Source organism: Thermoanaerobacterales bacterium (assembly GCA_030019475.1).
Lineage (GTDB): Bacteria > Bacillota > Desulfotomaculia > Desulfotomaculales > JASEER01 > JASEER01.
The window spans coordinates 1-24219 of sequence record JASEER010000012.1 but is presented as its reverse complement, the minus strand read 5'-3'; the positions used below and the strand labels follow the sequence as shown (position 1 = coordinate 24219).

Genomic DNA, 24219 nt, shown 5'->3' with positions numbered 1-24219 from the left:
ATGAACGGGGCGCCGTACCTGCCCGGCCTGTTACGCTCGTTCGCCGGGAGCAACGATCTCTGGCTGAGGCATTTTGCCGCCGGCCATCCCGGATGCACGCCGGATATCCTGGCCCGTATGACAGTGGGGGGCGACTTCTCGCTCCGGCGCCGGGTGCTCTCGCACCCGAACTGCCCGCCGGCCGTCCTGGCCTCCTTCGCCGGTCATAGCGATGCCCGCCTGCGCGAGACGGTGGCGGCAAACCCCTCCTGCCCGGCCCGGCTCAGCCGGCAACTGGCCGATGACCCCAGCAGCGCCGTGCGCGGGGCGGTCGCGGCGAACCCGTCGGCTCCGCCGGAAACGCTGCGGTTACTGGCGGCGGACTCCGATTACTGGGTCGTCAGGCGGGCGGCGGCCAACCCGTCTCTTCCGCAGGATGAGATTGTGGCCCTGGCCTGTTCACCGGACGAAGTCTTACAGGAGGCGGCGGCCCTGAACCCGGCCTGCCCGCCGTGGGTCCTGGCCGACCTGGCCGAGGCCCCGAGCTTTTCCCTGCGCCTGGCGGTCAGCGCCAACCCTGCCGCCCCGGTTCAGGTGCTGCTCCGGCTGGCGGCGAAACGGAGACCCCTGGCGTTCCGTGTCGTGTACATGGATGACTATGCCCCGCATACCCTTCCGCCCAATCCTGACCTTTCTCTCCTGGCCCGCATCGCCGCCAACGCCGCCTCCCCGGTATCCTTGCTTTCGGACCTGGCGCGGGACGGCGGCCCGCAGGTGCGGGAGGCGGTGGCGCGGAACCGGCGCTGTCCCCGGGTGATTCTCGCGGCGCTGGCCTTCGACCGCAACCCCCGGGTAAGAGAGGCTGTGGCGGCGAACCGCCGGACCCCGCCGGGGGTACTGGCCGGGCAGGCGTTGGACACGCGCCCGGTTGTGCGGGCCCGCGTGGCGGCCAATGCCGCAGCGCCGGCCTGGGTGCTGCGGGACCTGGCCCGCGACCGAGAAGGGGGGGTGCGCTTGGCGGTAAGTGAAAACCCCGGTTGCCCCCCCGGGGTGCTGGCCGTCCTCCTGACCGACAGCTACCGGACGGTGCGGCTGCGCGCGCTGGCGCATCCGAACTGCACCGAGGATGCTGTTACGGCTATGGCCGCCGCCGTTTGCCTTTGGACCTTTACCAGCGACACGGCGATGGTCTTACGGGATCTGTCCCACCATCCTTGTTTCCCGTCCTTTCTGCGGACGATGATCGCCATGGAAAAAGGGGGTGCGTCGCTTGAACAGAGCCGATGCTTTGACGCCCGAAGCCGTTAAGGAACTGCTCTTTTTCCTGTACCGTACTGATGCCCGGCGGAGTGTGCTCCTTCTCGGCCCGCCCGGAATCGGCAAGAGCGTGCTGGTAAGGGAAGCCGCGGAAGAAACCGCTGGCATGCTTGGCCGCCGTCTTGTAGAATACAAAAGGCAGCATCTCGACGGCATCGACCTGGCCGACTTATATGCCGCGCCCGACCGCTATTTCATGTTCGTGGATCTGCGGCTGACTGAGACCGAGCCGGTGGATCTCCTGGGCCGCCCGGTCACGGTTACCGTCGGGGGCCGCAAGCAACTGGTCTATCACCCGCCCCAGTGGGCCGTGCTCCTCTCAGAGGTGCCGGGGATTCTCTTCCTGGATGAGTTGACTAATGTCCAGCGCCCCGATGTGCTGGCCGCGGCCTACAAGCTCATCCAGGACAGGGCGGCCGGCTTTACCGCTTTCGGCCCGCAGGTGCAGGTGGTGGCCGCCGGCAACCGGCCGGAGGAGAGTTCGATCGCCAACCTTCTGCCGGCGCCCCTTCTCAACCGGGTCTACCGCTTCGGCGTGCGACCGCCGGCGGTGCGCGAGTGGCTGCGCTGGATGGGCGCCCATTACCCGCGAAGCGACGAAAAGGTGTTCGCCTACGTTTCCCGGTTCCCCGACGACTTCTGCCGGGTGCCCGAGGAAGGGGAGACCATGGAAGGTTTTCCGACACCCCGCAGCTACACCTTCCTGGCGCGGGACCTGGCGGCGGCCGCGGAAGCCGGCCTGGACAGCGCGTCGATCCGTATCCTCTGCGTTGCGGCCCTGGGCCCTGAAGTCGGGGAAAAACTTTTCGCCTTCAGGCAGAGTTCCGTCCCTACTTACGAGGAACTCCTGCAGGAGCCGGCGCTCTTCGAACGGTTGGATGTCGATGAACGCTATATCGCGGTCGTCATCATCGGGCAAAGGTTGGCGGAAGCCGGCGGCGAGATCGCAGGGGACTGTCCGGCGGAGATCGAAATGCCACTGGCGAGAGCCGCCGTTCGCCCGGCGGTCAGCGCGGCGGTCGGGCTACTGGAGGCCGTGGCCGCTCAGAGCCGGGAGTATTTAACCCTGCTGTGGTTCACCCTGGCCAACCGTCTTACGGCGCCCTGGCACGCCGCCGTCTACCTCGAGATGTGCGCCCAGTCCCACAAGGTCCGGGATGCGTACGCGGCGGTCGGCGACCTGCTGAAGTAGCGGGGAGGGGAAAAGCTTGCTTACGCTGGCCAAGAGTATGCGGCAGGACCTTGAGGATATCAAGGCCCTGCTTTTCCTGCGCGCCCCCTTCCTGGGCCTGCTCCTGCGGAAGATGCGCCTTTTGGTCCACGACCGGATTGAGACGGTAGGCGCCACGTCTTCAGGCGAGGTCATTGTCAATCCCTTTTTCTGGTCCGGCCTGGACGGGGTTGAGGCGAAGACCTTTATTCTGCTGCACGAGGCGCTGCACCTGGCCTTCGGGCACCCGTGGCAGGTGTCGGGCAAGGACCGCGAACTCTGGAACCTGTCCACCGACATGGTCGTCAATGAGATGCTTTTTGTTCACGGCTATGACAAGGCCGCCGGGCAGCCGGTAACGGCGGCCGGGGTACGGCAATACCTCAGGACCGCGGGACGGGACATCGGACTGGAAGACCTGCGCCGTGCCTCGGCGGCCGAGGTATACCGGCTGCTGGAGGAAACATCGGCGGCGAAGCCGCTCCGCGCCCCGGAGGGCATGCCCCGGGACCTGCTTGACCGGGGGCCCGAACCGGGCGGGCAAGTGGTCCAGGACGGGGGGTTGAATGAGGGGGACGACCCGGAGACGCACTGGCTCACAGCGGTTGCCGAGGCCCTGGTGACGGCGCGGCAGGCCGGCCTGATGCCCGGCGACCTGGCGCGGGCGGTCAAGACCGCCCTGCGGCCGCAGATCGACTGGAGGCGGCAGCTTAGAGGGAGCCTGCAGGAGGGGGTCGGCCGGACCGTGGTCACGACCTGGCAGCGCCCTTCCCGCCGTTACGAGTCTTTCCCCGGGGTCAAGCGCCTGGGGTTACGGACCATCTGGACCCTGGTGGATTGCTCCGGCTCGATCGACGACCACAGCCTGGGCCGTTTTCTGACCGAGGTCTGGTCCCTGTCCCGCGTGCAGAACTGTACTTTGAGGGTGATTCCCTGGGACGCGCAGGCTTACCCGGTGGTTACGGTGAACACCGCGACCCAGGTCCGGCGCCGCCTGGCACCCGAAATGCGGGGGGGCGGGGGGACCGTCCTGGCCCCCGCGCTGGCGCAGCTTGCGCGGCACATGGCCCCCCAGGACATGGTGGTCATCCTTTCCGACGGCCACATTGCAGACCTCGGGGACGCGGCCACTTTGCGCCTTTACCGCCGCCTGGCGGCAAGGGCGGCGCGGATGGTGTTCGTAACCACCGACCGGGATCCGGCCCTGCCCCGGACACGACTCATTCTTATGAAATGAAGGTTCACCATGCACCTTTCAGACTTTGACTACGAATTGCCGCCGGAACTGATCGCCCAGGAGCCCCCGGCCGACCGCACGGCGTCCCGGCTGATGGTCGTTCATCGCGCCACGGGGTGCATCGAGCACCATGTTTTCCGTAACATCGGGGACTACCTCCAGTCCGGCGACCTACTGGTCCTCAACGAGACCAAAGTCCTTCCGGTACGGCTATACGGCCGTAAGGCGGGCTCCGGCGGCCGGGTGGAGCTTCTCTTGCTCAGGCCGGGCGGGGAGGGGGAGAACACCTGGGAGTGCCTTGCCCGGCCCGGGCGGCGCCTCCCGCCGGGGACGGTCGCGGAATTCGCCGCCGGCCTCCGCGGGGAGGTTGTGGCCCGCACCGCCGCCGGGGGCCGGCTGGTACGCTTCAGCCTGCCGGCCGGGAAAACCTTCGAGGCGGTCCTGGAAGAGGCGGGGGAAGTCCCTCTGCCTCCCTACATCAAAAAACCCCTGGCCGACCCCGGTCGCTACCAGACGGTCTACGCCCGGGAGCCGGGATCGGCGGCCGCCCCGACGGCGGGGATGCATTTCACGCCGGAACTCCTGCGCTCCCTCCGCGCCGCCGGGGTCAGGACAGCGACGCTGGTGCTGCACATCGGCCTGGATACCTTCCGCCCGGTCCAGACCGAGGATATCACCGCCCACCGGATGCATCGCGAGCACTATGGGATCCCGGAGGGGACAAGCCAGGCCGTGAACGCCGCCAAGCGGGAGGGGCGCCGGGTGATCGCCGTCGGGACGACGAGTACCCGCTGCCTGGAGACGGCCGCCCTCCCGGACGGCACGGTGCCGCCGGGTGCGGGCTGGTCGGAGCTGTTCATCTATCCCGGGTTCCGCTTTAAGGTGATCGATGCCCTGCTGACGAATTTCCACCTGCCTCGCTCGACGCTCCTGATGCTGGTCTCGGCCTTCGCCGGGCGGGAACTGATCCTGGCGGCCTACCGGGAGGCCGTCGAGCGCAGGTACAGGTTCTTCAGCTTCGGCGACGCGATGCTGATTCTGTGAAACCCCAGGTGGGTGCGAAATCGGCCGCCTGGCGGCGGCGAAATCAGGCCCCTTGCGGGGCCGGAGTTCGTGGGGGTTAAGGAGAACTGAAGGTGTCTTTCGGATTTCAAATCCTTAAAGAAGACAGGCACACCGGCGCGCGGCTGGGGCTCCTGACCACGGCGCATGGAACGGTCGAGACGCCGGTCTTTATGCCGGTGGGCACCCAGGCCACCGTCAAGACCATGACTCCTGAGGAAGTCTGGAACCTGGGGGGCAGGATCATCCTCGGGAACACCTACCACCTCTACCTGCGGCCGGGCGCGGAACTGGTCCGGGAAGCCGGGGGGCTGCACCGCTTCATGGGCTGGGACGGGCCGATCCTGACCGATAGCGGGGGTTTTCAGGTCTTCAGCCTGGCCCCGCTGCGAAAGATCACCGACGACGGGGTGGTTTTCCGTTCCCACATCGACGGCTCGGAACACTACTTCACTCCGGAGAAGGTGGCGGCCATCCAGGATGCGCTCGGCTCCGACATTGCGATGGTCCTCGACGAATGCGCCCCCTATCCCTGCACATACGAAGAGGCCGAGGCCGCCCTGCGGCGGACGACGGCCTGGGCGGCCCGTGCGCGCGCGGCGCACCGTCGCGCGGACCAGGCGCTCTTCGGCATCGTCCAGGGGTCGGTTTACCGGGAACTGCGGGTGCAGAGCGCCTGCGAACTGGCGGCCCTCGATTTTCCGGGCTTCGGTATCGGGGGCCTGTCCGTGGGTGAGCCCAAGCCGTTGATGTACGAGGTCCTCGAATGGACCATCCCGCACCTTCCGGCGGAAAAACCGCGCTACCTCATGGGCGTCGGGTCTCCCGACTGCCTGCTGGAGGGCGTCGCCCGGGGCGTGGACATGTTCGACTGCGTCCTGCCGACCCGGATGGCGCGGCACGGGGCGCTCCTGACCCGTACCGGGCGGCTCAACATCAGAAACGCCGCACACGCCCGCGACTTCGGGCCGGTCGACCCGAGCTGCGGCTGCCATGCCTGCCGCCGTTTCAGCCGCGCCTACCTGCACCACCTCTTCCGCGCCGGCGAAATCCTGGGCCTCAGGCTGGCGACGATCCACAACCTGTTCTTTGTCCTGGACCTGATGCGGGCCGTCCGCGAGGCCATCCGGGAGGACCGCCTGCGGGAGCTGAAGGAGCGCTTTCTACGTGACTATGCGCCGGGGGACGGGCCTTCCCCGGCGGAGACCTGATCGGCACGAGGTCCGGGGCGGGCGTCGCCGGACTCTCCGGGGGATACGCCGCCGCGGCGCCGGGAACGGGGACGTCCCATTTGACAGTGCGATGCCGCATCAGGTAGTATTTCACAAAAGGGGTGAGGGGAATTGGCGGAGAAGAACCTGCTGGCCCGGGACATTATGACCCGGGACGTAATCACGGTATGCCCCGAGGACGATGTGGAGAAGGCGGCGCGGCTCTTGCTGGAGCATCACGTCAGCGGCCTTCCGGTGGTGGACGACGCGGGAAAGCTCGTGGGAATCGTCAGCGAGGCTGATCTTGTGCTGCAGGAAAAGGGCGTCAGGGGCCCGCTGTACACGGTCTTCATGGGCGGCGTTCTCTACCTCGAAAACCCCCGGCGCTTTGACGAAGAGTTCAGGCGTGCTATCGCCCGGAAGATCGGCGACCTGATGTCAAAGAAAGTACATACCGTGGCTCCCGACGACCCGATGACGAAGGTGGCCGCCATCATGGCGGACAAGGGCGTGAACCGGGTGCCTGTCGTGGACCGGGAACAGAGATTGGTGGGCATTGTCAGCCGCCAGGACATCATTCGTGCGTCATACGGCAATTAAGGACGCGGCGTCGGACCCCCGGCAAAGGGCGGAACCCCGGTCCGCCGCCATATTAACCCCTGCCGGCAAACAGGAGATTCCGCCAGGTGAGTAGAAATCTCATACGCTATACGATATTCGGAAAGGAGGTTGGCAAAACTGAGTCCCGACGTCATTTCCATTATTTACATCATCGGGCTGTTCGCTCTGCTCTACTTCTTGCTCATCCGGCCGCAGCAGGTCCGCCAGAAAAAGCATGCCGAGATGATCAAGAACCTGCAGGTCAACGACGAGGTCATCACCGCCGGCGGCATCCTGGGGACAGTCGTCAAGGTCAAGGACAATACGGTTATACTGCGAGTGGCCGACAACGTACGCATCGAGCTTTTGAAGGGCTCCGTCGCCCAGGTAACCAGGACCGGAGGCGGCGAGCAGGGATAAAGGCAGCCGCCTTTGGTTCAAAGACTGGTCTGGAATGGGACGGATGGCGCTTGAACATTGCACGGCGGCGCATCGCTGAGATCCGAAATCATTCAGGGGCGTCCTAGGGGGCCGGCGGGTTGATCACTTTACAGGATGTCAAGGCCAACCCCATCCTGGACAGTTTCATCCGCAAGGGCAACCAGTACCTGGGGGCCATGGGGTTTACCGAGCACAGTTACCGGCACGTTAACCTGGTCTCCAGTATCGCCCGCAACATCCTGGAGCGCCTGGGCTACCCGGAACGGGACGCCGAACTGGCGGCCATCGCCGGCTACCTTCATGACGTGGGCAACGTCGTCAGCCGGAATGACCACGGTATCTCGGGGGCCCTGATCTGTTTTCAGGTGCTTACGGGCATGGGAATGCCGCCGGACGAGGTGGCCACGGTCATCTCGGCCATCGCCAACCACGAGGAACAGTACGGCCAGCCGGTCAATGACGTCGCCGCGGCGCTGATCCTGGCCGACAAATCCGACGTGCACCGCTCCCGCGTCCGCAACCCGGACTTTGCCACCTTCGACATCCACGACCGGGTGAACTACGCGGTGGAGCATTCTTTTGTGTGGGTCAACGAAGAGCGGCGGACGATCACCCTGGAGTTATCCATTGACATCGAGATCTGTCCTGTCATGGAGTACTTTGAAATCTTCCTGACGCGGATGGCCCTCTGCCGCCGGGCGGCCAATTTCCTGAAATCGAATTTTGAACTGGTGATTAACGGCGCCAAACTGTTGTAAGGGGAGAAGCAAGCGTGAGAGGGAGGAACATTGCTAAAATCGTGGCCCTGGTCGCCATGGTGGCCTTTGTCGGCCTCCTGGCCGTCCAGCAGCTGTTTCCAAGCGTGCCGTGGCTGCCCTGGACCAAGGCCATCAAGCTTGGTCTGGACCTGAGAGGCGGCGTGCACGTCGTCCTGGAGGCCAAGGAGGCGCCGGGGGTCAAGATCACCGATAAGGCAGTAAAGGATACGATCGCTATCCTGGAAGAACGGGTCAACCAGTTCGGGGTCACCGAGCCGGTCATCCAGCAGCAAGGCAGCCGCCGGATCATTGTCGAGGTGGCCGGGGTCAAGGATCCGGACGCGGTCGTCAACACCCTGATCAAGGCGGCCTTCCTGGAGTTCAAGACTGAGGACGGCAAGACCGTCCTCACGGGCAAACACCTGAAAGACGCCCAGGACGCCCTGAACCCGCAGTCCGGCAAGGCCGAGGTCAACCTGACCTTTGATAAGGAAGGGGCGCGGATCTTCGCCGATGTCACGGCCGCCAACGTCGGGCGCCCGATCGGGATTTTCCTGGACGAGCAGTTGATACAGAACCCCGTGGTGAAGACACCGATCCCCGACGGTAAGGCGCAGATCACCGGCTACGCCAGCCTGGATGAGGCGCACCGCGTGGCCGTCCTGCTGCGCTCCGGCGCTCTGCCCGTGAAACTGGAGGTCATGGAGAAGCGCACGGTCGGGCCGACCCTGGGAGCCGACTCCCTTGACCGGTCGATCACGGCCGGGCTGGTGGGCTTTGGGGCCATCCTGCTCTTCATGATCGCCTATTACCGCCTGCCGGGCCTGGTGGCGAACTTTGCCCTGGTGGCCTACGCCCTGATCGTACTTCTGATCTATGTGGCGTTCAAGGTAACCATGACCCTGCCCGGCATCGCCGGTTTCCTCTTGTCGCTCGGCATGGCCATCGACGCCAACATCATCATCTTTGAACGCCTGAAGGAAGAGCTGCGCGCCAAACGCACCCTGCGGTCGGCCATCGACATCGGCTTCAAGCGCGCCTTCGTGGCCATCTTCGACGCCAACGTGACAACGGTCATTGCCGCCATTGTTCTCTATTACTTCGGGACCGGCCCGATCAAGGGCTTCGCCGTCACCCTGACCATTGGTATCCTGGTCAGCATGTTCACGGCGATCACCTTCACGCGGTTCTTGCTGCATGCCGTCGCCGCGGCCGGGGCGAAAAACCCGAAGCTTTACCGGATGTAGGGGAGGGAGAAAGGAAGAATGTTTGACTTTATCGGCCGGCGCAAAATTTGGTATATCCTATCACTCCTGGTCATTATTCCCGGGATCATCTCCCTCTTCACCCAGGGACTCAACCTGGGAATCGACTTCACGGGCGGCAACCTGATGGAGTTCCGGTTCCAGGAGGACGTCACCGTAGACGAGATCCGCAATGTGCTGCGGGACTTCGGCCTGGAGAGAAGCCCGATCCAGACCAGCGGCGAGCGGGGCGCGATCATCCGCACCCGGGTGCTTACGGAGGAGGAGAACGGCAAGGTCATCGCCGCTCTCCAGGACAATTTGGGGGTTGAAGAGGTCCTCCGGAATGAAAAGGTGGGGCCGGTCATCGGCAAGGAGTTGACGCGCAACGCCCTGCTCGCGCTGGCTATCGCCTCCGTCCTGATGCTGATCTATATCTCAATCCGCTTTGAGTTCAAACAGGGCGTGGCAGCCGTCATCGCTCTCCTGCATGACGTCCTGATAACCCTCGGCGTTTTCTCCCTCTTTCGACTGGAGGTGGACAGCGCCTTCGTGGCGGCGATCCTGACGATTCTCGGTTATTCCATCAACGACACGATCATTATCTTTGACCGCATCCGCGAGAATGTCCGCGGGCCGCACAAGGGCGAGCCGCTGCTTGACGTGATCAACGCCAGCCTGATGCAGACCCTGGCGCGGTCGATCAACACCGTCCTGGCGGTTCTCTTCATCCTCCTCGCCCTATACTTCTTCGGCGGGGCGACGATTAAGACCCTTACCCTGGCGCTGCTCGTCGGCATCACCTCCGGCGCCTACTCCTCGATCTTTGTCGCCAGCCCGCTGTGGTATGAAATGAAGCGGTTTGAGGACGGGGGAGACAGCCGTCCGGAAGGACGGCTGGCGCGCGCCCGGGCGTAGGTTCTATAAGTTGCCGCCCTGCGAGGCGCGTGGTCGGTCGCCTGAAGCGGCACAAACAGGCCCCTGCGGGGCCGGAACTGATGGGGGCTACCAAGAGAAAACCCATGGAACCAAGGCGCTAAAAGGCATTCCCGTGCCCGGCCCGATCGCCCTCCGGCGGTCAGGGCCGGGCACGAGAGCCTTAGCTGCCTTGCAGCCTGGCAAAGGAGAGAGTAAAAGTGTCCGGTTCCAACCGCATCATCGTCACCGTCTTGGGCCAGGACCGCGTGGGGATCATCGCCAGCGTGGCGGGGGTGCTGGCCGAGAACAGCATCAACATCCTGGACATCAGCCAGACCATCCTTCAGGGACTGTTCGTAATGATCATCATCGCCGATATGGCCGAAAGCCGTATCGAGCTGGGGCCGCTGAAGGAACGGCTGGCCGCCAAAGGCGAGGAACTGGGCGTGCGTATCGATGCCCAGCATGAGGACGCCTTCCGGTACATGCACCGGATCTGAACACTGGACATACTGGTCCAAGGGCGAGGATAGGCCGGGTTTTTCGCGAACCAGGGTGAAGATCCCGGCCGTCAGGCGAGCCCCCAACGAGAACAGAGTCGTCGTCTTGGGAGGGAAACATCTTGCTGGCTTTGCATGAGATACTGGAAACGATCAAGATGATCCAGCAGGAGAACCTGGATATCCGCACCATCACTATGGGTATCAGCCTGCGCGACTGTGCCGGGCCGGAGCCGGATGCCACGTGCCGCCGGGTATATGACAAGATCACCCGCCTTGCCGAGCGGCTTGTTGCGGTGGGAGAGGACATCTCCCGCGAGTACGGCATCCCCATCGTCAACAAGCGCATCGCCGTAACCCCGGCGGCGTTGCTCCTCGACGGCTGGGATGAAGAGGGCGCCCTGGCCCTGGCCGCGACCCTTGACCGGGCGGCGGCCGCCGTGGGAGTAAACTTCATCGGAGGCTTTTCGGCCCTGGTGCACAAGGGCTTTGCGGCCGGCGACGACCTTCTGGTCGGCTGCCTGGCGCGCGCTCTGGCCGGTACGGAACGGGTGTGCGGTTCGGTCAACGTGGCCACCACCGGAGCAGGGATCAATATGGACGCCGTGGGCCGGATGGGGCGGGTTATCAAGGAAGCGGCCGAACTCTCCGCCGCAGATGACGGGATTGCGTGCGCGAAACTGGTGGTCTTCGCCAACGCGCCCGAGGACAACCCTTTCATGGCGGGGGCCTTCCATGGTACGGGCGAGCCGGAGTGCGTGATAAACGTCGGGGTCAGCGGGCCGGGCGTGGTGAAGAACGCCGTGGAGAAACTCGGCAACGAAGCGGATCTCGGAGCGCTGGCGGAGACGGTGAAAAAAACAGCCTTCAAGGTCACCCGCATGGGCGAACTCGTGGGACGGGTGGCCGCCGGGAGACTGGGGGTGCCTTTCGGCATCGTTGACCTGTCCCTGGCGCCGACACCGGCGGTGGGCGACAGCGTGGCCGAGATCCTTGAAGCGATGGGCCTTGAACGTTGCGGCGGGCCCGGGACCACCGCCGCCCTGGCCCTGCTCAACGATGCGGTGAAGAAGGGCGGGGCCATGGCCTCGTCGTATGTCGGCGGCCTGTCCGGGGCCTTCATCCCGGTCAGCGAGGACGCCGGCATGATCCGCGCGGTCGAGGCCGGGGCCCTGAGCCTGGAGAAACTGGAGGCCATGACCGCAGTGTGCTCGGTAGGCCTGGACATGATCGCCATTCCGGGCGACACGCCGGCGGAAACCATAGCCGCCATTATCGCCGACGAGATCGCCATCGGGGTTATCAACCGGAAGACCACGGCGGTAAGGATTATTCCCGCGCCGGGGAAAGGGCCGGGGCAGTATGTGGAATTCGGGGGGCTTTTGGGCCGGGCGCCGGTGATGAACGTGAACCGGTATTCGGCGGCGGGTTTCGTGAGACGAGGAGGGCGCATCCCTGCACCTATTCAGAGCCTGACCAATTAGGCATCGGTATCGTGGCGGACGGAGTGCGGGGTGAGACTCTCCCCGCGCCCGCGGAATAGACTTGGGCCAAGACCATAAAGTATATGCCGAGACGAGACAGGACCGGGAGTTTTCCGCCGGAGGGCTGAAGTTCGCTTGGAAGGTCATCAGGTAATTATCGTCGGGGGAGGACCGGGCGGCTCTTTTCTGGCCTATCTCCTGGCGCGTGAAGGCCTTGACGTCATCCTCCTGGAAAGGCGGCCGATGCCGCGGCGCAAGCCCTGCGGCGGCGGCATTACGGCGAAAACGGCCGTCCTGCTGAGTTCTTTGCCTTGGCAGACGGCGGTGGAGGACGTCACGCGGCAGGCTGCCGTCTACTACCACCGGCGGACCGTCGTCTCATGGGAACAGCCCGTCTGCCATATGGTAAGGCGGGAGAAGTTCGACCATCTTCTCCTCACGGCGGCGCGGGAAGCCGGCGCCCGGACACTGGAAGGCTGTACGGTGACGGCCGTCGCCGGCGACGACCGGGGAGTTACGGTGTACACCGCCACGCACGGGGCACTCCAGGCCGAACTGGCCATAGGGGCCGACGGGGCGCAAAGCGTGGTCGCCCGGGACATCAGGCGGGGTACCCGGCAGGGCATGGCGCTGGTGGCCGAGGTCCTCGCTCCTCCCGACCGCCTGGCGGACCTGCGCGGCGACCTGGTCATAGACCTGGCCGCCATCCCCGCAGGCTACGGGTGGGTCTTTCCCAAGGATGACCACCTCAACGTAGGGCTGGGGACTTTCTCCGCCGCGCAAAGAGACTTGCCGGCACTTCTGGATGCCTTCCTGGAGCGCATGCGCCTGAAGGGAACGCCCGTCCGCCACCGTCAGGGTTTCCCCTTGCCCTTCCACTATCTGGCCGACCCGTCGGTCACCGGAGTGCGGACGATGCTCATCGGTGACGCCGCCGGCCTGTGTGATCCCTTTACCGGAGAAGGGATTTACCATAGCTGTCTCTCGGCCGCCACGGCAGCCGAGGCCGTGCTCGCCCGCAGGGCACGCTTGTGGGAAGCCCCGGCCCTGTACCAGCGCCTCCTCGACCGGCGGCTGCGCCGGGAAATGGCCCTCGCCCACCGCCTGGCACGCGCCTTTTATGGTATGACCGGCTGGGCGGCCGGTTTTCTTGAAAGGCGGCCCGACCTGATGCAGGAGTTCTGGACCTACCTTTACACGGACACCTACGCCGCCCTCTGGCGGACGCTTTTCCGCCGGCTCCGCCGCCACTTCCTACACGTATAGCACGGCCGGAAAACCATGGCCGGTGATTATTCCGCGGCCTTACGCAAATAATGATACCGATGACGATTGCCGGGGGTCGGGGTATGGACGAGGCCAAGACGGCCGAGTTGCGCACGCTTTCCGAGCGCGTACAGCAGTTGGCCGTGAACATGGAGAAAATGAGGCTGGCGGAATACGTTTCGCTTCTGGAGAGCCCGTGGCGCCTCCTGTACCTCAACCTTCTGACCGGTGTGGCGCGGGGCCTCGGCATCGCCGTGGGTTTCACTCTCCTGGGGGCCTTGCTGTTGATGCTTCTCCGCCACCTTGTTCTTCTTAACCTTCCCGGCATCAGCGAGTTCATCGCCTATGTGGTCCAGTTGGTGCAACTGAAGATGACCTGATTCCCCCTGATGGAGGTGGCCGAACTGAAACCTGTGCAACTGGAGCATTTGCGAAGGCTATTGCTCAGCGAGCGCCGGGACCTGCTGCAACTCATCGATGATATGCGTCAGACGATGACCGTCGCCCTCGAGGACTCGATCGGCGAGCTGTCCCTTTACGACAACCACCCGGCCGACATCGGGTCGGAGAGCTTCGAGCGCAGTAAGGACTTCGCGCTGGAGGACGAAGCGCGCCTGCGCCTGCGTGCCGTGGAGGACGCTCTGGCCCGGGTGGAGAACGGGAACTACGGGATATGCGAGCGCTGCGGGCGGGAGATCCCCCTGGAACGCCTGGAGGCCGTACCCTCAACGACCCTGTGCGTACAGTGCAAGACCGCGGAGGAGACTGGGGGGCCGAGCAGGGCCCGGCCCGTCGAGGAGGATGTGTTGGCGCGGCCCTTCGGGCCGTCCTTTGACGGCAGTAACGAATACGACCGGGAGGACACCTGGCAGGACGTGGCCCAGCACGGCCTCTCCACCGAGGTGGAGGACGTAGAGGAAGAGGACCGCGGAACCGTGGACGATGTCGAGGCCATTCCCTATGTTATCGAGGACGGGATGGTCTATGAGGACGACCGCCCCGGAGATCGTTACCCGTTCGGCGACACCCGGGATTGACATTCAGTGCCAGGGGGAAGGAATTAGGGCCGCACGGGTCGAACAGCAACTACATCGGGTACCGTACGCTTAAACCGGAGGATGGGGAATGCTCCCGCTTTTCGATGAGATCAGCGCCGACCTGGCGGTTGTCGACCGCGAACTGCACAAGGCACTGCAAAGCAACGACCCTCTACTTACCGAGACGGCGAACCACCTTTTGAAGGCCGGGGGCAAGAGGTTGCGTCCGGCCTTCGCACTTCTAGCCGGGAAGTTCCACCGGTATGACCTGGCGGCGGTCCTTCCCCTGGCCATGGCCCTTGAGCTGATTCATATGGCCACCCTGGTCCACGACGACGTGGTGGACGCCGCGCAGACACGGCGTGGGACCCCTACCGTCAAGGCCCTGTGGGGGAACCGTGTCTCCACGCACACGGGTGATTTCCTGCTTGCCCGGGCGCTGATCCTGGTCTCGGAGTATCCCAACGAGATGATCCCCCGGGAACTGGCGCGAGCCTGCGTGCTGATGGCGGAGGGCGAACTCCTGCAAATGGCGGGGACCAACCGTCCGGACCTGCGGCAGTATCTCAAGAGGATCAAGGGCAAGACCGCGGTCCTTATCGAGGCCGCCTGCAAGCTCGGCGCGGTGGCCACCGGCGCCCCGCCGTCCATTTACCGTCCCCTGGGACGTTACGGCTACCAGCTCGGCATGGCGTTCCAGATCACCGACGATATTCTGGACATGCTCGCCGACGAACGGAGGCTGGGCAAGCCGGTGGGTGGCGACCTGCGGCAGGGGGTAATTACTCTCCCGGTGATATACGCCCTTGAACGGAGCCCGGAGGCCGGGACGCTGACCGCCATCGTCGCGCACCCGGAGAAGACTCCGGAGGACATCCGGGAGGCGATCCGGATTACCCGGGACTGCGGCGGCATCAACTTCGCCTTCCAGGTGGCCGAGAGGTACCTGGCCAAAGCCCGGGCGCAACTGGAGCGCCTGCCGGCCATCCCCGCGCGGGAGACCCTGGCCCGCATCACGGAATTCGTCAGGGCGCGCAGTTTCTAAAGTCTGTCAAGTTCCGGCAGGAAACGGTTTTCCGGTAACGAATACAACTAATTTTGGGGGTATTATGGCGCCTATCTACCCGGTATCTTTAAAACTTGAAGGAGAGCCCTGCCTCGTTATCGGCGGCGGCCGCGTGGCGGAGCGCAAGGTACGCTCCCTGCTGGCGGCCGGGGCGCGCGTGCGCGTTATAAGCCCGGACCTTACTCCCTGGCTGGCGGGTGAAGCGCTGCGGGGGACGATAGAGCATTACCCCCGCCCTTACCGGGATGGAGACGTGGAGGGCCACTTCCTGGTCATCAGCGCCGCCAACGACCCGGAAGTAAACGCCGGTGTGGCCCGTGAGTGCGGGTCCCGTCGCGTTCTATTGAACGCCGTCGACGACCCGCCGCACTGTAGTTTTTTTGTGCCCGCCAGCATACGGCGGGGCGACTTCACCATCTCTGTTTCAACGGCCGGAAAGAGCCCGCTCCTGGCAAGGCGTGTGCGCGAGGAACTGGAGCGTTTGTACGGGCCGGTTTACGGGGCTTTCCTGGAGTACCTGGCCGCCCGGCGGGCGGAGATCAAAGCCGGGGAGCCCGACCAGGGCGCCCGGCAGCGCCGGCTGGAGGCCTGCCTGACACAGGAGGTAATGGCCGCTTTGAGGCAGGGGGACCTGGAGCGGGCAAAGGAGTTGATCGACGGGTGCTGATGGCCGCCGTAGGGCTGAATCACCGTACGGCGCCGGTGGCCGTACGTGAACGCCTCGCTTTCCCGGAGCACCGATTACGGGAGGTTCTCCGCACCCTTATCGCCTACGACGGGGTGGATAGCTGCGTTATCATCTCCACCTGCAACCGGACCGAGATCTATGCGGCGGTGACTGAGGAGACCAGGGTCGATGGCGTCTGGCGCTTTCTGGCCGGCTGCTGCGGCCAGTCGGTGGAAGAGATGCGCCGGTACGCTTACGAGAAGTTTATGGGGGAAGCGATCGAACACCTCTTCCGCGTCGCCGCGGGACTGGACTCGATGGTCCTGGGGGAGACGCAGATCCTCGGGCAGGTTAAAACGGCATACCAGATCGCCCAGGAAGCGGGGACGGTTAACGGGCTTTTAAACCTCGTCTTTCAGCAGGCCCTGGCGGTCGGCAAACGGGTGCGCGCCGAAACGGGCATCGACCGCAACCCGGTTTCGATCAGTTACGCCGCCGTTGAACTGGCACGCCAAGTTCTGGGTTCCCTGGACGGGCGGACGGTGCTGATCGTCGGGGCGGGCGAGATGAGTGAACTCACGGTCAAGCACCTTCTGGCCAACGGGGTGAGCGGGGTGATCGTCTCGAACCGCTCCTACGACCGGGCGCAGCTCCTGGCCGCCCAGTTCGGCGGCCGCGCGGTGCATTTCGACGAGCTTTATCAATGGATGGAGACGGCCGACATTGTCATCAGCGCCACCGCCGCGGCTCATTACGTCATCAAGCCGGAGCCGATGGCGGCGGTCATGCGGCGGCGCGACGCGCGGCCGATATTCATGATCGACATCGCCGTGCCGAGGGACATCGACCCCGAGGTCGGCCATCTTCCCGGCGTGTCACTTTACGACATTGACAGCCTGCAGAGCGTCGTCGACGCCAACCTGGCCGAACGGAGGCGCGCGGCCGCGGCGGCCGAGGCCATTATCGACCACGAATTGACCGAGTTTATTCGTTCCCTGGAGGTAAGGTACGTCGTCCCCACGGTGACCGCCCTGAAACGTCGAGGGGAAGATATCAAGCAGCGTGAGTTGCACAAGGCCTTGAACCGCCTCGGCGACCTTACGGACCATGAAGTCAAGGTCATCAGCACCCTGGCCAACTCCATCGTCAACCAGCTCCTGCACGAGCCGATAACCAGGCTCAAGGCCTACGCCCTCACCAACGAAGGGGCGGCGTATGCCGATGCGCTGCAGAAGCTCTTCGACCTGGAACCGGAGGGGGACGAAGTAAACGCCGCGATATGGGAACCTTTCAAGCATAAAGGTCGGGCAAGGAGGTAGGAGTCAGACTTGCGCGACGAGGTCTTGGTCGGAAGCCGGGGGAGCGCGCTGGCGCTCGAGCAGACCCGCTGGGTCATCGAGCGCCTGAAGCGGGCCTGCCCCCGCACATCCTTCCGTGTCATACACATCAGCACGACGGGAGACAACATCCTGGATGTCGCGCTCGCCAAGATCGGAGACCGGGGGCTCTTCACCAAAGAGATCGAGAAAGCCTTATTGGACGGTACCATTGATATAGCCGTGCACAGCATGAAGGACGTGCCGACGGCCCTCCCGGCGGGCTTGGTCATCGGGGCGGTGACCGCCCGCGAGGACCCCGGGGACGCCCTGGTTTCGCGGGACGGGCACCGGCTGGAGGACCTGCCGCCGGGAGCGCGGGTCGGCACCTCCAGCCTGCGGCGGCAGGCACAGTTCCTTGCCTTCCGCCCCGATCTGAACCTGGTGGCCATGCGCGGGAACCTTCACACCCGCCTGCGCAAACTGGACGAGGGGCAGGTCGACGCACTGGTGCTGGCACGGGCCGGGCTTAAGCGTTTAGGTTTAGAGAACCGTATCACCCAGCCTGTTTCCACGGCTGTCTGCCTGCCTGCGGTGGGCCAAGGCGCTCTGGGAGTCGAGGCGCGGGCGGACGATGCCGAGATCCTGGGCTTGCTTCGCCTGCTCGAAGACCCGGAGAGCCGCGTCGCCGTGGAGGCCGAGCGGGCTTTGCTGGCCCGCCTGGAAGGCGGTTGCCAGGTGCCCATCGGCGCCCTGGCGCGCTTCTGGGACCAGGATCTGGTACTGGAAGCGGTGGTCTCCGACCTGGATGGACGGCGGGTGGTACGGACCGTTGAGGTCGGTCCCCCGACAGCCCCGGCAGCCCTGGGGGAGCGGGTGGCGGAGAAGCTCCTGCAGCTGGGGGCGCGGGAGATCCTGGCCGAACTACGCGAAGGAGGGCCCGAGAGGCGTGAATAAGGGCATCGTCTATTTGATCGGCGCCGGGCCGGGCGACCCCGGCCTTTTTACCCTCCGGGGCGCGGAGTGCCTGCAGGAGGCCGACGTTATCGTCTATGACCGCCTGGTCAACCCGCGGCTGCTTCGCCACGCCCGGCCGGGCGCCGAACTGGTATACGCCGGCAAGTCGCCGGAGGGCCATTCCCTGACCCAGGACCGGATTAACGCTCTCCTCGCCGGGCATGCGGAGGCAGGGCGGCGGGTGGCCCGGCTCAAGGGCGGGGATCCGTTCATCTTCGGACGCGGCGGCGAGGAGGCCGAGTTCCTGGCCGAGCGGGGTATCCCCTTTGAAATCGTGCCCGGGATCACCTCGGCCATCGCCGCGCCGGCCTATGCCGGCATCCCCCTGACGCACCGGGATTTTACGGCCACCGTGGCCATCATAACGGGGAACGAGGACCCCACCAAGGAAGAAAGCAACATCGACTGGGCCAAGCTGGCTACCGGGGCGGGTACGCTGGTTTTTCTGATGGGGATGGGGAACCTGACGGCGATCATGGAACGCCTGACGGCCCACGGCCGGCGCCCCGAAACCCCGGCCGCCGTGGTTTACCGGGGGACCTGGCCCGAGCAGGCCACCGTGGTGGGTACTCTGGCCGATATCGGGGAGCGGGTGGCGCAGGCCGGCATTAAGAACCCGGCCGTGATTATCGTCGGCGAGGTCTGCACCCTGCGTGACCGCCTGCAGTGGGTCGAACGGCGGCCGCTTTTCGGCCGGCGGGTCCTGGTGACCCGTGCCCGGGAGCAGGCCAGCGACCTGGCGCAGGCCATTGCGGCGGGGGGCGGTGAGCCGCTGGAGTTCCCGACCATCGCCATCACGCCGCCCGAGGACTGGGGGCCTCTCGATGAGGCCCTGGCGGACGTGGGCAGCTTTGACTGGATTGTTTTTACCAGTGTCAACGGGGTGCGCTATTTTTTGGCTCGTCTGCGCGAATGCGGGGGCGACGTCCGGGACCTGGCCGGGATCCAACTGGCCGCGATTGGTCCGGCGACACGGCAGGCACTTGAAGCCTACGGCCTCCGGGTGGCCTTCATGCCCGAGGCCTTCCGCGCGGAAGAAATCGGCAGGCAGCTTCCGGGGCTGCTGCGACCGGGGGCCAGGGTCCTGCTTCCGCGCACCGACATTGCCCCGAAGGCGCTCAACGAGGCTCTCACGGCGGCCGGGGCCGTCGTCTGCGAGGTTACGGTCTACCGTACGCGCCCCGTGGCCGACCGTGCACCGAAAGTGCGCGAACTGCTCCGCGAGGGGCGCATCCACGCGGTGACCCTGACCAGTTCGTCGACGGCGCGTAACCTGGCGGCGGCGCTGGGGGAGGACCAGGCGCCGGCCCTCCTGGCGTCCACCGTGGTGGCCGCCATCGGTCCGGTAACCGCGGCTACGGCGCGGGAACTGGGGCTTCGGGTGGACGTGGTGGCGGACGAACACACCATCCCGGGGCTGGTCCGGGCGCTGGAGGAGCGCTTCAGGCAGGATGAGAAGCAGGACTGAGGCTTGGTTGGCGTGCGTAGCGAATCCCTACTATCCCGACGCCTGATACCTGACGACCGATGACCGAATTACCCGGCACATCCTCGCCCATGCGGTAGTAGCACCAGGATTGGACGAGCCGGCGGGGCGTCGGTCGACGGCCGGGTAAACACCTGCTTTGTTTTCGATTATAATCAGAGTAATGTCCCAATACCTTATACAACGCGCAAACGATCGGGGAGCTGAGGCCTTGCTTTCGATCTCGAAGATGATTTCCGGCCGGAAGGAACGCGGGGATCACCTGCGCTACGTCCGCCCGCAGGAGGAAGAGACGCGCCCCGTGGTGGTCTGGAACAGCACGCGGGCCTGTAACCTGCGCTGTCTACACTGTTACGCCAACGCCACCGCCGGTCCCGCCGCGGAGGAAATGGATACCGAAACGGCGCGCCGCTTCATCGACGGCCTGGCCGCCTTTGGTGTGCCGGTGCTGCTTTTCTCCGGCGGGGAGCCGTTGATGCGCCGCGACTTCTTCGATCTGGCCGCTTATGCCCGCGAGAAGGGGATCCGGCCGGTGGTGTCCACAAACGGGACGCTGATCACGCGGGAAACGGCGTGGGCCCTCAAACAGACGGGAGTCGGCTACGTCGGCATCAGCCTGGACGGCATGGAACCGACCAACGACCGCCTGCGCGGCCTTGCCGGAGCCTTCTCCGCTGCGCTGGAGGGCATCCGGCACTGCGTGGTCGTTGGGCAGCGGGTCGGCCTGCGCTTTACGATCACCCGGGAGAACTACCGGGACCTGGACGCGATTTTTGACCTCATCGAGGCGGAAGAAATCAACCGCGCCTGCTTCTATCACCTGGTCTACAGCGGCCGGGGCAGCCGGCTGCGGGACCTGGACCTCGCCCCGGAGGAGAAAAGGGCGGCGATCGAGTTGATCTGGGCGCGCACCGCCGATATGCTGGCGCGCGGCCTGCAGAAGGAGATCCTGACCGTCGACAACCATGCCGACGCCGTTTACATTTATCTTAAAATGAAGCGGAGCGACCCGGAACGGGCGGAGCGGATCTGGGAGTGGCTGGCCGCTTCCCGCGGCAATCGCAGCGGCATTGCCATCGGCGCGGTTGACTGGCGGGGGGACGTGCATCCGGACCAGTTCACAATGAACCACACCCTGGGCAACGTGCGGGAACGGCCCTTCGGCGAGATCTGGACCGACCGCACGAACCCCATCCTGGCCGGGCTGAAGGACCGCCGGGGGCTGCTCAAGGGCCGTTGTGCGGCCTGTCGCTGGCTCGCCATCTGCAACGGGAACTTCCGGGTGCGGGCCGAAGCGGCGACCGGCGACTTCTGGGCCCCGGACCCGGCCTGCTACCTGACGGACGAGGAGATCACCGGGGACGAGGCGGGTGGCCTTGTTTGAGAACCAGCCCGGGGTTGGGAAACACTCCGGTTTAGCCAAGGGGGTCTTACGAAAATGCCTTTTCCCGCGACGCGGCTGCGCCGCCTGCGCCAAAACCCCGTCGTGCGGCGCATGGTCAGGGAGACGCGCCTGGCGGTTGACGACCTGATCTACCCGGTTTTCGTGACCGAGGGCGAAGACCTGCGCCAGCCGATTGAGGCGATGCCCGGCGTTTTTCGTTTCTCGGTGGACACGCTGGTGGCGGAAGCGCGGGATGTGCAGGCGCTCGGCATCCCCGGTGTGATTGTCTTCGGTATCCCGGAGCAGAAGGACGAACGGGCCAGCCATGCCTACCGGCCTGACGGAATTATACAGCGGGCCGTGCGTGCGCTGAAGGACGCCTGTCCGGACCTGTTGGTGCTCACCGATGTCTGCCTCTGCGAGTACACCAGCCACGGTCACTGCGGCGTCGTGGAGAACGGCCAGGTCCTGAACGACCCGACCCTGGAACTGCTGGCGCTTACGGCTGTTTCCCACGTCCGTGCCGGGGCGGACATGGTGGCCCCGTCCGACATGATGGACGGAAGGGTGGGAGCCATTCGCTCCGCCCTTGACGCCGAAGGATACGTGCACGTGCCGATTATGGCCTACTCCGCCAAATACGCCGGCGCCTTTTACGGCCCGTTCCGCGAGGCCGCCGACTCCTGCCCGCAGTTTGGGGACCGAAGGGGCTACCAGATGGACCCGGCCAACGGCGATGAGGCCCTGCGGGAGGTGGCCGAGGATATCGCCGAGGGGGCCGATATTGTGATGGTCAAGCCGGCCCTGGCGTACCTGGACATTATCCGGCGGGTCAAGGATGCTTTTCACATGCCGGTTGCCGCCTACAACGTGAGCGGCGAGTATTCCATGGTTAAGGCCGCCGCCGCGCGCGGCTGGCTCGACGAAAGGGCCGTGACCCTGGAGATCCTGACGGCGATGAAACGCGCCGGGGCGGACATCATTTTAACTTACCACGCCAAGGACGTGGCGCAATGGCTCAGTGAGTAATGGGAATTAGAAATTAGAAATTGGAAATTTAATTTCTAATCTCCAATTTCCAATATCAAGGAGTAATGCGACCATGCTCGTCTCCTGGAACACGACCAACGCCTGCAACCTTAACTGCGTTCACTGCTACCGTGATGCCGGGGAGAAGGCGGCGCGGGAGCTCTCGACCGCCGAGGCCCGCCAGTTGATTGATGGCATTGCCCGCGCCGGTTTCAAAATCATGATCTTTTCCGGCGGGGAACCCTTGATGCGCGAGGACCTCTACGAACTCCTCTCCTATGCCCGCCGAAAGGACCTGCGGCCGGTCCTCGGGTCGAACGGCACCCTTGTCACTCCCGATATCGCCCGCCGCTTGAAGGATGCCGGGGCAGGGGCGATCGGCATTAGCCTGGACAGCGTAAGCAGCGAGGCCCACGACCGCTTCCGGGGCGTGCCCGGGGCCTGGCAGGGGGCGGTGGACGGGATGCGTGCCTGCCGCGAGGCCGGACTGCCCTTCCAGGTACATACCACCGTAATGCAATGGAACTACGATGAAGTGGAGACCTTAACCGACTTCGCGGTGGCGGAGGGCGCCATGGCCCACCACGTTTTCTTCCTCGTGCCCACCGGCCGCGCCGTGGATATTGAGACCGGGAGCCTGCGGGCGGCTGAATACGAGAAGCTGCTGCGCCGCATTATGAAAAAACAAGGCGAGGTCGGCATTGAGCTAAAGCCGACCTGCGCGCCGCAGTTCGTGCGCATCGCCCGCCAGATGGGGGTGCCGACGCGCTTCACGCGCGGCTGCCTGGCCGGCCTGGCTTACTGTATCATCAGCCCGCGGGGCGACGTCCAGCCATGCGCTTACATGGAGATTAAGGCGGGGAACGTCCTGGAAACGCCCTTCGACGAAATCTGGCGCCGGGCGCCGGTCTTTCAGCGGCTTCGCACCCGGGCCTACGGGGGGCGTTGCGGCACTTGTGACTATGGCGACGCGTGCGGCGGTTGCCGCGCGCGGGCGCTCTATTACTATGGCGACTACATGGCCGAGGAGCCCTGGTGCCTGTATCGCCGTGCCGGCGAGGTGGCCGATGCAACTCGACAGTAAGGACCGGGAGCTTCTAAACCTGATCCAGACCGCCTTCCCGGTCTCTCCCACGCCTTACGCCGACCTGGGCCACGCCCTGGGGATGAGCGAGGACGAGGTACTGGCCCGGCTGGCCCGCCTGAAAGAGGGGAAGGTCATCCGCCGCCTGGGAGGGATCTTTGATTCCCGCCGGCTGGGCTACAAGGGAACGCTGTGCGCCATGCGCGTCCCGGAAGAAAGGGTGGACGAGGTGGCGGAGGTCGTTAACAGCTACCTGGAAGTCACCCACAACTATCTGCGCGACCACTCTTACAACATGTGGTTTACAGCCCTGGCCCTCTCTGAAGACCGGCTGCAGGAGATCCTGGACGAAATCAAAACCCGCACCGGGATCGAGGAGATAATAACCCTTCCGGCCCGCAAGATATACAAGATCGAAGTCAAATTCAACGTCTCCGAGGTGCAGGATGCTGACGGAAGAGACTGACCGCGAGATCGTGCGCCGGCTCCAGGCCGGACTGCCGCTGGTAAGCCGGCCCTTCGGGGACATTGCCGCGCGGGTCGGCCTGACGGAGGAAGAGGTAATGGACCGCGTCCGTGCCCTGCTGGACGGCCGTTACCTGCGCCGTTTCGGGGCAGCCCTGCGCCACCAGCGGGTCGGCTTTGCCGGCAATGCCCTGGTGGCCTGGAAGGTTCCGCCGGAGCGCCTGGACGAGGTGGGACGAACCGTCGCCGGCTTCCCGGGCGTCACCCACTGCTACCACCGCGAGGGGCCGCCGCACTGGCCCTACAACCTCTACAGCATGGTCCACAAGCCTACACGGGAGGCCTGCCAGGAATATATCCGCGAGCTTGCCGGGAAGGTGAAGGTGGACGACTACCTGGTTCTCTTCAGCGAACGGGAACTCAAACGGACGAGAGATCGGA

25 protein-coding genes are annotated in these 24219 nt (G+C 65.0%); all 25 read left to right on the top strand.

The window, feature by feature from the left end:
* Complete coding sequence (locus QMC81_04865) at positions 1 to 1287, top strand: hypothetical protein (protein ID MDI6906809.1); 1287 nt, start codon at positions 1 to 3, stop codon at positions 1285 to 1287.
* The gene (locus QMC81_04860; protein ID MDI6906808.1) at positions 1250 to 2488 is read left to right on the top strand and encodes an ATP-binding protein; all 1239 of its coding nucleotides are present in this window, start codon (positions 1250 to 1252) and stop codon (positions 2486 to 2488) included. The genes QMC81_04865 and QMC81_04860 overlap by 38 nt, the downstream gene beginning before the upstream one ends.
* 16 nt (positions 2489 to 2504) lie before the next feature.
* Positions 2505 to 3743: a VWA-like domain-containing protein gene (locus QMC81_04855; GenBank protein MDI6906807.1), complete on the top strand. Its 1239-nt coding sequence runs from the start codon at positions 2505 to 2507 to the stop codon at positions 3741 to 3743.
* Between the two features lie 9 nt (positions 3744 to 3752).
* Positions 3753 to 4787, top strand: coding sequence for a tRNA preQ1(34) S-adenosylmethionine ribosyltransferase-isomerase QueA (gene queA, locus QMC81_04850; protein MDI6906806.1), 1035 nt, complete (start codon positions 3753 to 3755; stop codon positions 4785 to 4787).
* A gap of 92 nt (positions 4788 to 4879) precedes the next feature.
* On the top strand, positions 4880 to 6016 hold the full coding sequence (gene tgt / locus QMC81_04845; protein MDI6906805.1) for a tRNA guanosine(34) transglycosylase Tgt: 1137 nt from the start codon (positions 4880 to 4882) through the stop codon (positions 6014 to 6016).
* A 132-nt stretch (positions 6017 to 6148) separates the two neighbouring features.
* Positions 6149 to 6616, top strand: a complete 468-nt coding sequence (locus tag QMC81_04840) for a CBS domain-containing protein (protein ID MDI6906804.1) — start codon at positions 6149 to 6151, stop codon at positions 6614 to 6616.
* A 129-nt stretch (positions 6617 to 6745) separates the two neighbouring features.
* Positions 6746 to 7036: a preprotein translocase subunit YajC gene (yajC, locus tag QMC81_04835; protein ID MDI6906803.1), complete on the top strand. Its 291-nt coding sequence runs from the start codon at positions 6746 to 6748 to the stop codon at positions 7034 to 7036.
* A gap of 119 nt (positions 7037 to 7155) precedes the next feature.
* Positions 7156 to 7815: an HD domain-containing protein gene (locus QMC81_04830; GenBank protein MDI6906802.1), complete on the top strand. Its 660-nt coding sequence runs from the start codon at positions 7156 to 7158 to the stop codon at positions 7813 to 7815.
* 14 nt (positions 7816 to 7829) lie between these two features.
* Positions 7830 to 9062 carry a protein translocase subunit SecD gene (gene secD / locus QMC81_04825; GenBank protein ID MDI6906801.1) on the top strand — a complete coding sequence of 411 codons (1233 nt, stop codon included), beginning with the start codon at positions 7830 to 7832 and terminating at the stop codon, positions 9060 to 9062.
* 18 nt (positions 9063 to 9080) lie between these two features.
* Positions 9081 to 9977 carry a protein translocase subunit SecF gene (secF, locus tag QMC81_04820; GenBank protein ID MDI6906800.1) on the top strand — a complete coding sequence of 299 codons (897 nt, stop codon included), beginning with the start codon at positions 9081 to 9083 and terminating at the stop codon, positions 9975 to 9977.
* 218 nt (positions 9978 to 10195) lie between these two features.
* On the top strand, positions 10196 to 10477 hold the full coding sequence (locus QMC81_04815; GenBank protein MDI6906799.1) for an ACT domain-containing protein: 282 nt from the start codon (positions 10196 to 10198) through the stop codon (positions 10475 to 10477).
* 122 nt (positions 10478 to 10599) lie between these two features.
* The gene (locus tag QMC81_04810; GenBank protein MDI6906798.1) at positions 10600 to 11961 is read left to right on the top strand and encodes a PFL family protein; all 1362 of its coding nucleotides are present in this window, start codon (positions 10600 to 10602) and stop codon (positions 11959 to 11961) included.
* 135 nt (positions 11962 to 12096) lie between these two features.
* Positions 12097 to 13227 (top strand): geranylgeranyl reductase family protein, encoded by a 1131-nt coding sequence (locus tag QMC81_04805; protein MDI6906797.1) that lies wholly within the window; start codon positions 12097 to 12099, stop codon positions 13225 to 13227.
* Between the two features lie 83 nt (positions 13228 to 13310).
* The gene (locus tag QMC81_04800; GenBank protein MDI6906796.1) at positions 13311 to 13607 is read left to right on the top strand and encodes a DUF5665 domain-containing protein; all 297 of its coding nucleotides are present in this window, start codon (positions 13311 to 13313) and stop codon (positions 13605 to 13607) included.
* Positions 13608 to 13640: 33 nt separating this feature from the next.
* Entirely contained in the window at positions 13641 to 14264 is a 624-nt protein-coding gene (locus QMC81_04795; protein ID MDI6906795.1) for a TraR/DksA C4-type zinc finger protein, read from the top strand.
* A gap of 88 nt (positions 14265 to 14352) precedes the next feature.
* Positions 14353 to 15309, top strand: coding sequence for a polyprenyl synthetase family protein (locus QMC81_04790; GenBank protein MDI6906794.1), 957 nt, complete (start codon positions 14353 to 14355; stop codon positions 15307 to 15309).
* A gap of 64 nt (positions 15310 to 15373) precedes the next feature.
* Complete coding sequence (locus QMC81_04785; protein ID MDI6906793.1) at positions 15374 to 15997, top strand: bifunctional precorrin-2 dehydrogenase/sirohydrochlorin ferrochelatase; 624 nt, start codon at positions 15374 to 15376, stop codon at positions 15995 to 15997.
* On the top strand, positions 15997 to 17316 hold the full coding sequence (hemA, locus tag QMC81_04780) for a glutamyl-tRNA reductase (protein MDI6906792.1): 1320 nt from the start codon (positions 15997 to 15999) through the stop codon (positions 17314 to 17316). Before QMC81_04785 ends, hemA begins: the two co-directional genes overlap by 1 nt.
* A gap of 9 nt (positions 17317 to 17325) precedes the next feature.
* Entirely contained in the window at positions 17326 to 18270 is a 945-nt protein-coding gene (gene hemC, locus QMC81_04775; protein MDI6906791.1) for a hydroxymethylbilane synthase, read from the top strand.
* Positions 18263 to 19798, top strand: coding sequence for a uroporphyrinogen-III C-methyltransferase (gene cobA, locus QMC81_04770; GenBank protein ID MDI6906790.1), 1536 nt, complete (start codon positions 18263 to 18265; stop codon positions 19796 to 19798). Before hemC ends, cobA begins: the two co-directional genes overlap by 8 nt.
* 229 nt (positions 19799 to 20027) lie before the next feature.
* Positions 20028 to 21200 (top strand): radical SAM protein, encoded by a 1173-nt coding sequence (locus QMC81_04765; protein ID MDI6906789.1) that lies wholly within the window; start codon positions 20028 to 20030, stop codon positions 21198 to 21200.
* A gap of 54 nt (positions 21201 to 21254) precedes the next feature.
* On the top strand, positions 21255 to 22229 hold the full coding sequence (hemB, locus tag QMC81_04760; protein ID MDI6906788.1) for a porphobilinogen synthase: 975 nt from the start codon (positions 21255 to 21257) through the stop codon (positions 22227 to 22229).
* A gap of 73 nt (positions 22230 to 22302) precedes the next feature.
* Positions 22303 to 23313, top strand: coding sequence for a putative heme d1 biosynthesis radical SAM protein NirJ2 (gene nirJ2, locus QMC81_04755; GenBank protein MDI6906787.1), 1011 nt, complete (start codon positions 22303 to 22305; stop codon positions 23311 to 23313).
* Positions 23297 to 23779 (top strand): AsnC family transcriptional regulator, encoded by a 483-nt coding sequence (locus QMC81_04750; protein MDI6906786.1) that lies wholly within the window; start codon positions 23297 to 23299, stop codon positions 23777 to 23779. The genes nirJ2 and QMC81_04750 overlap by 17 nt, the downstream gene beginning before the upstream one ends.
* Positions 23760 to 24219: AsnC family transcriptional regulator (locus QMC81_04745; protein ID MDI6906785.1), on the top strand; the 460-nt coding region annotated here is incomplete at its 3' end. The genes QMC81_04750 and QMC81_04745, both read left to right, overlap by 20 nt.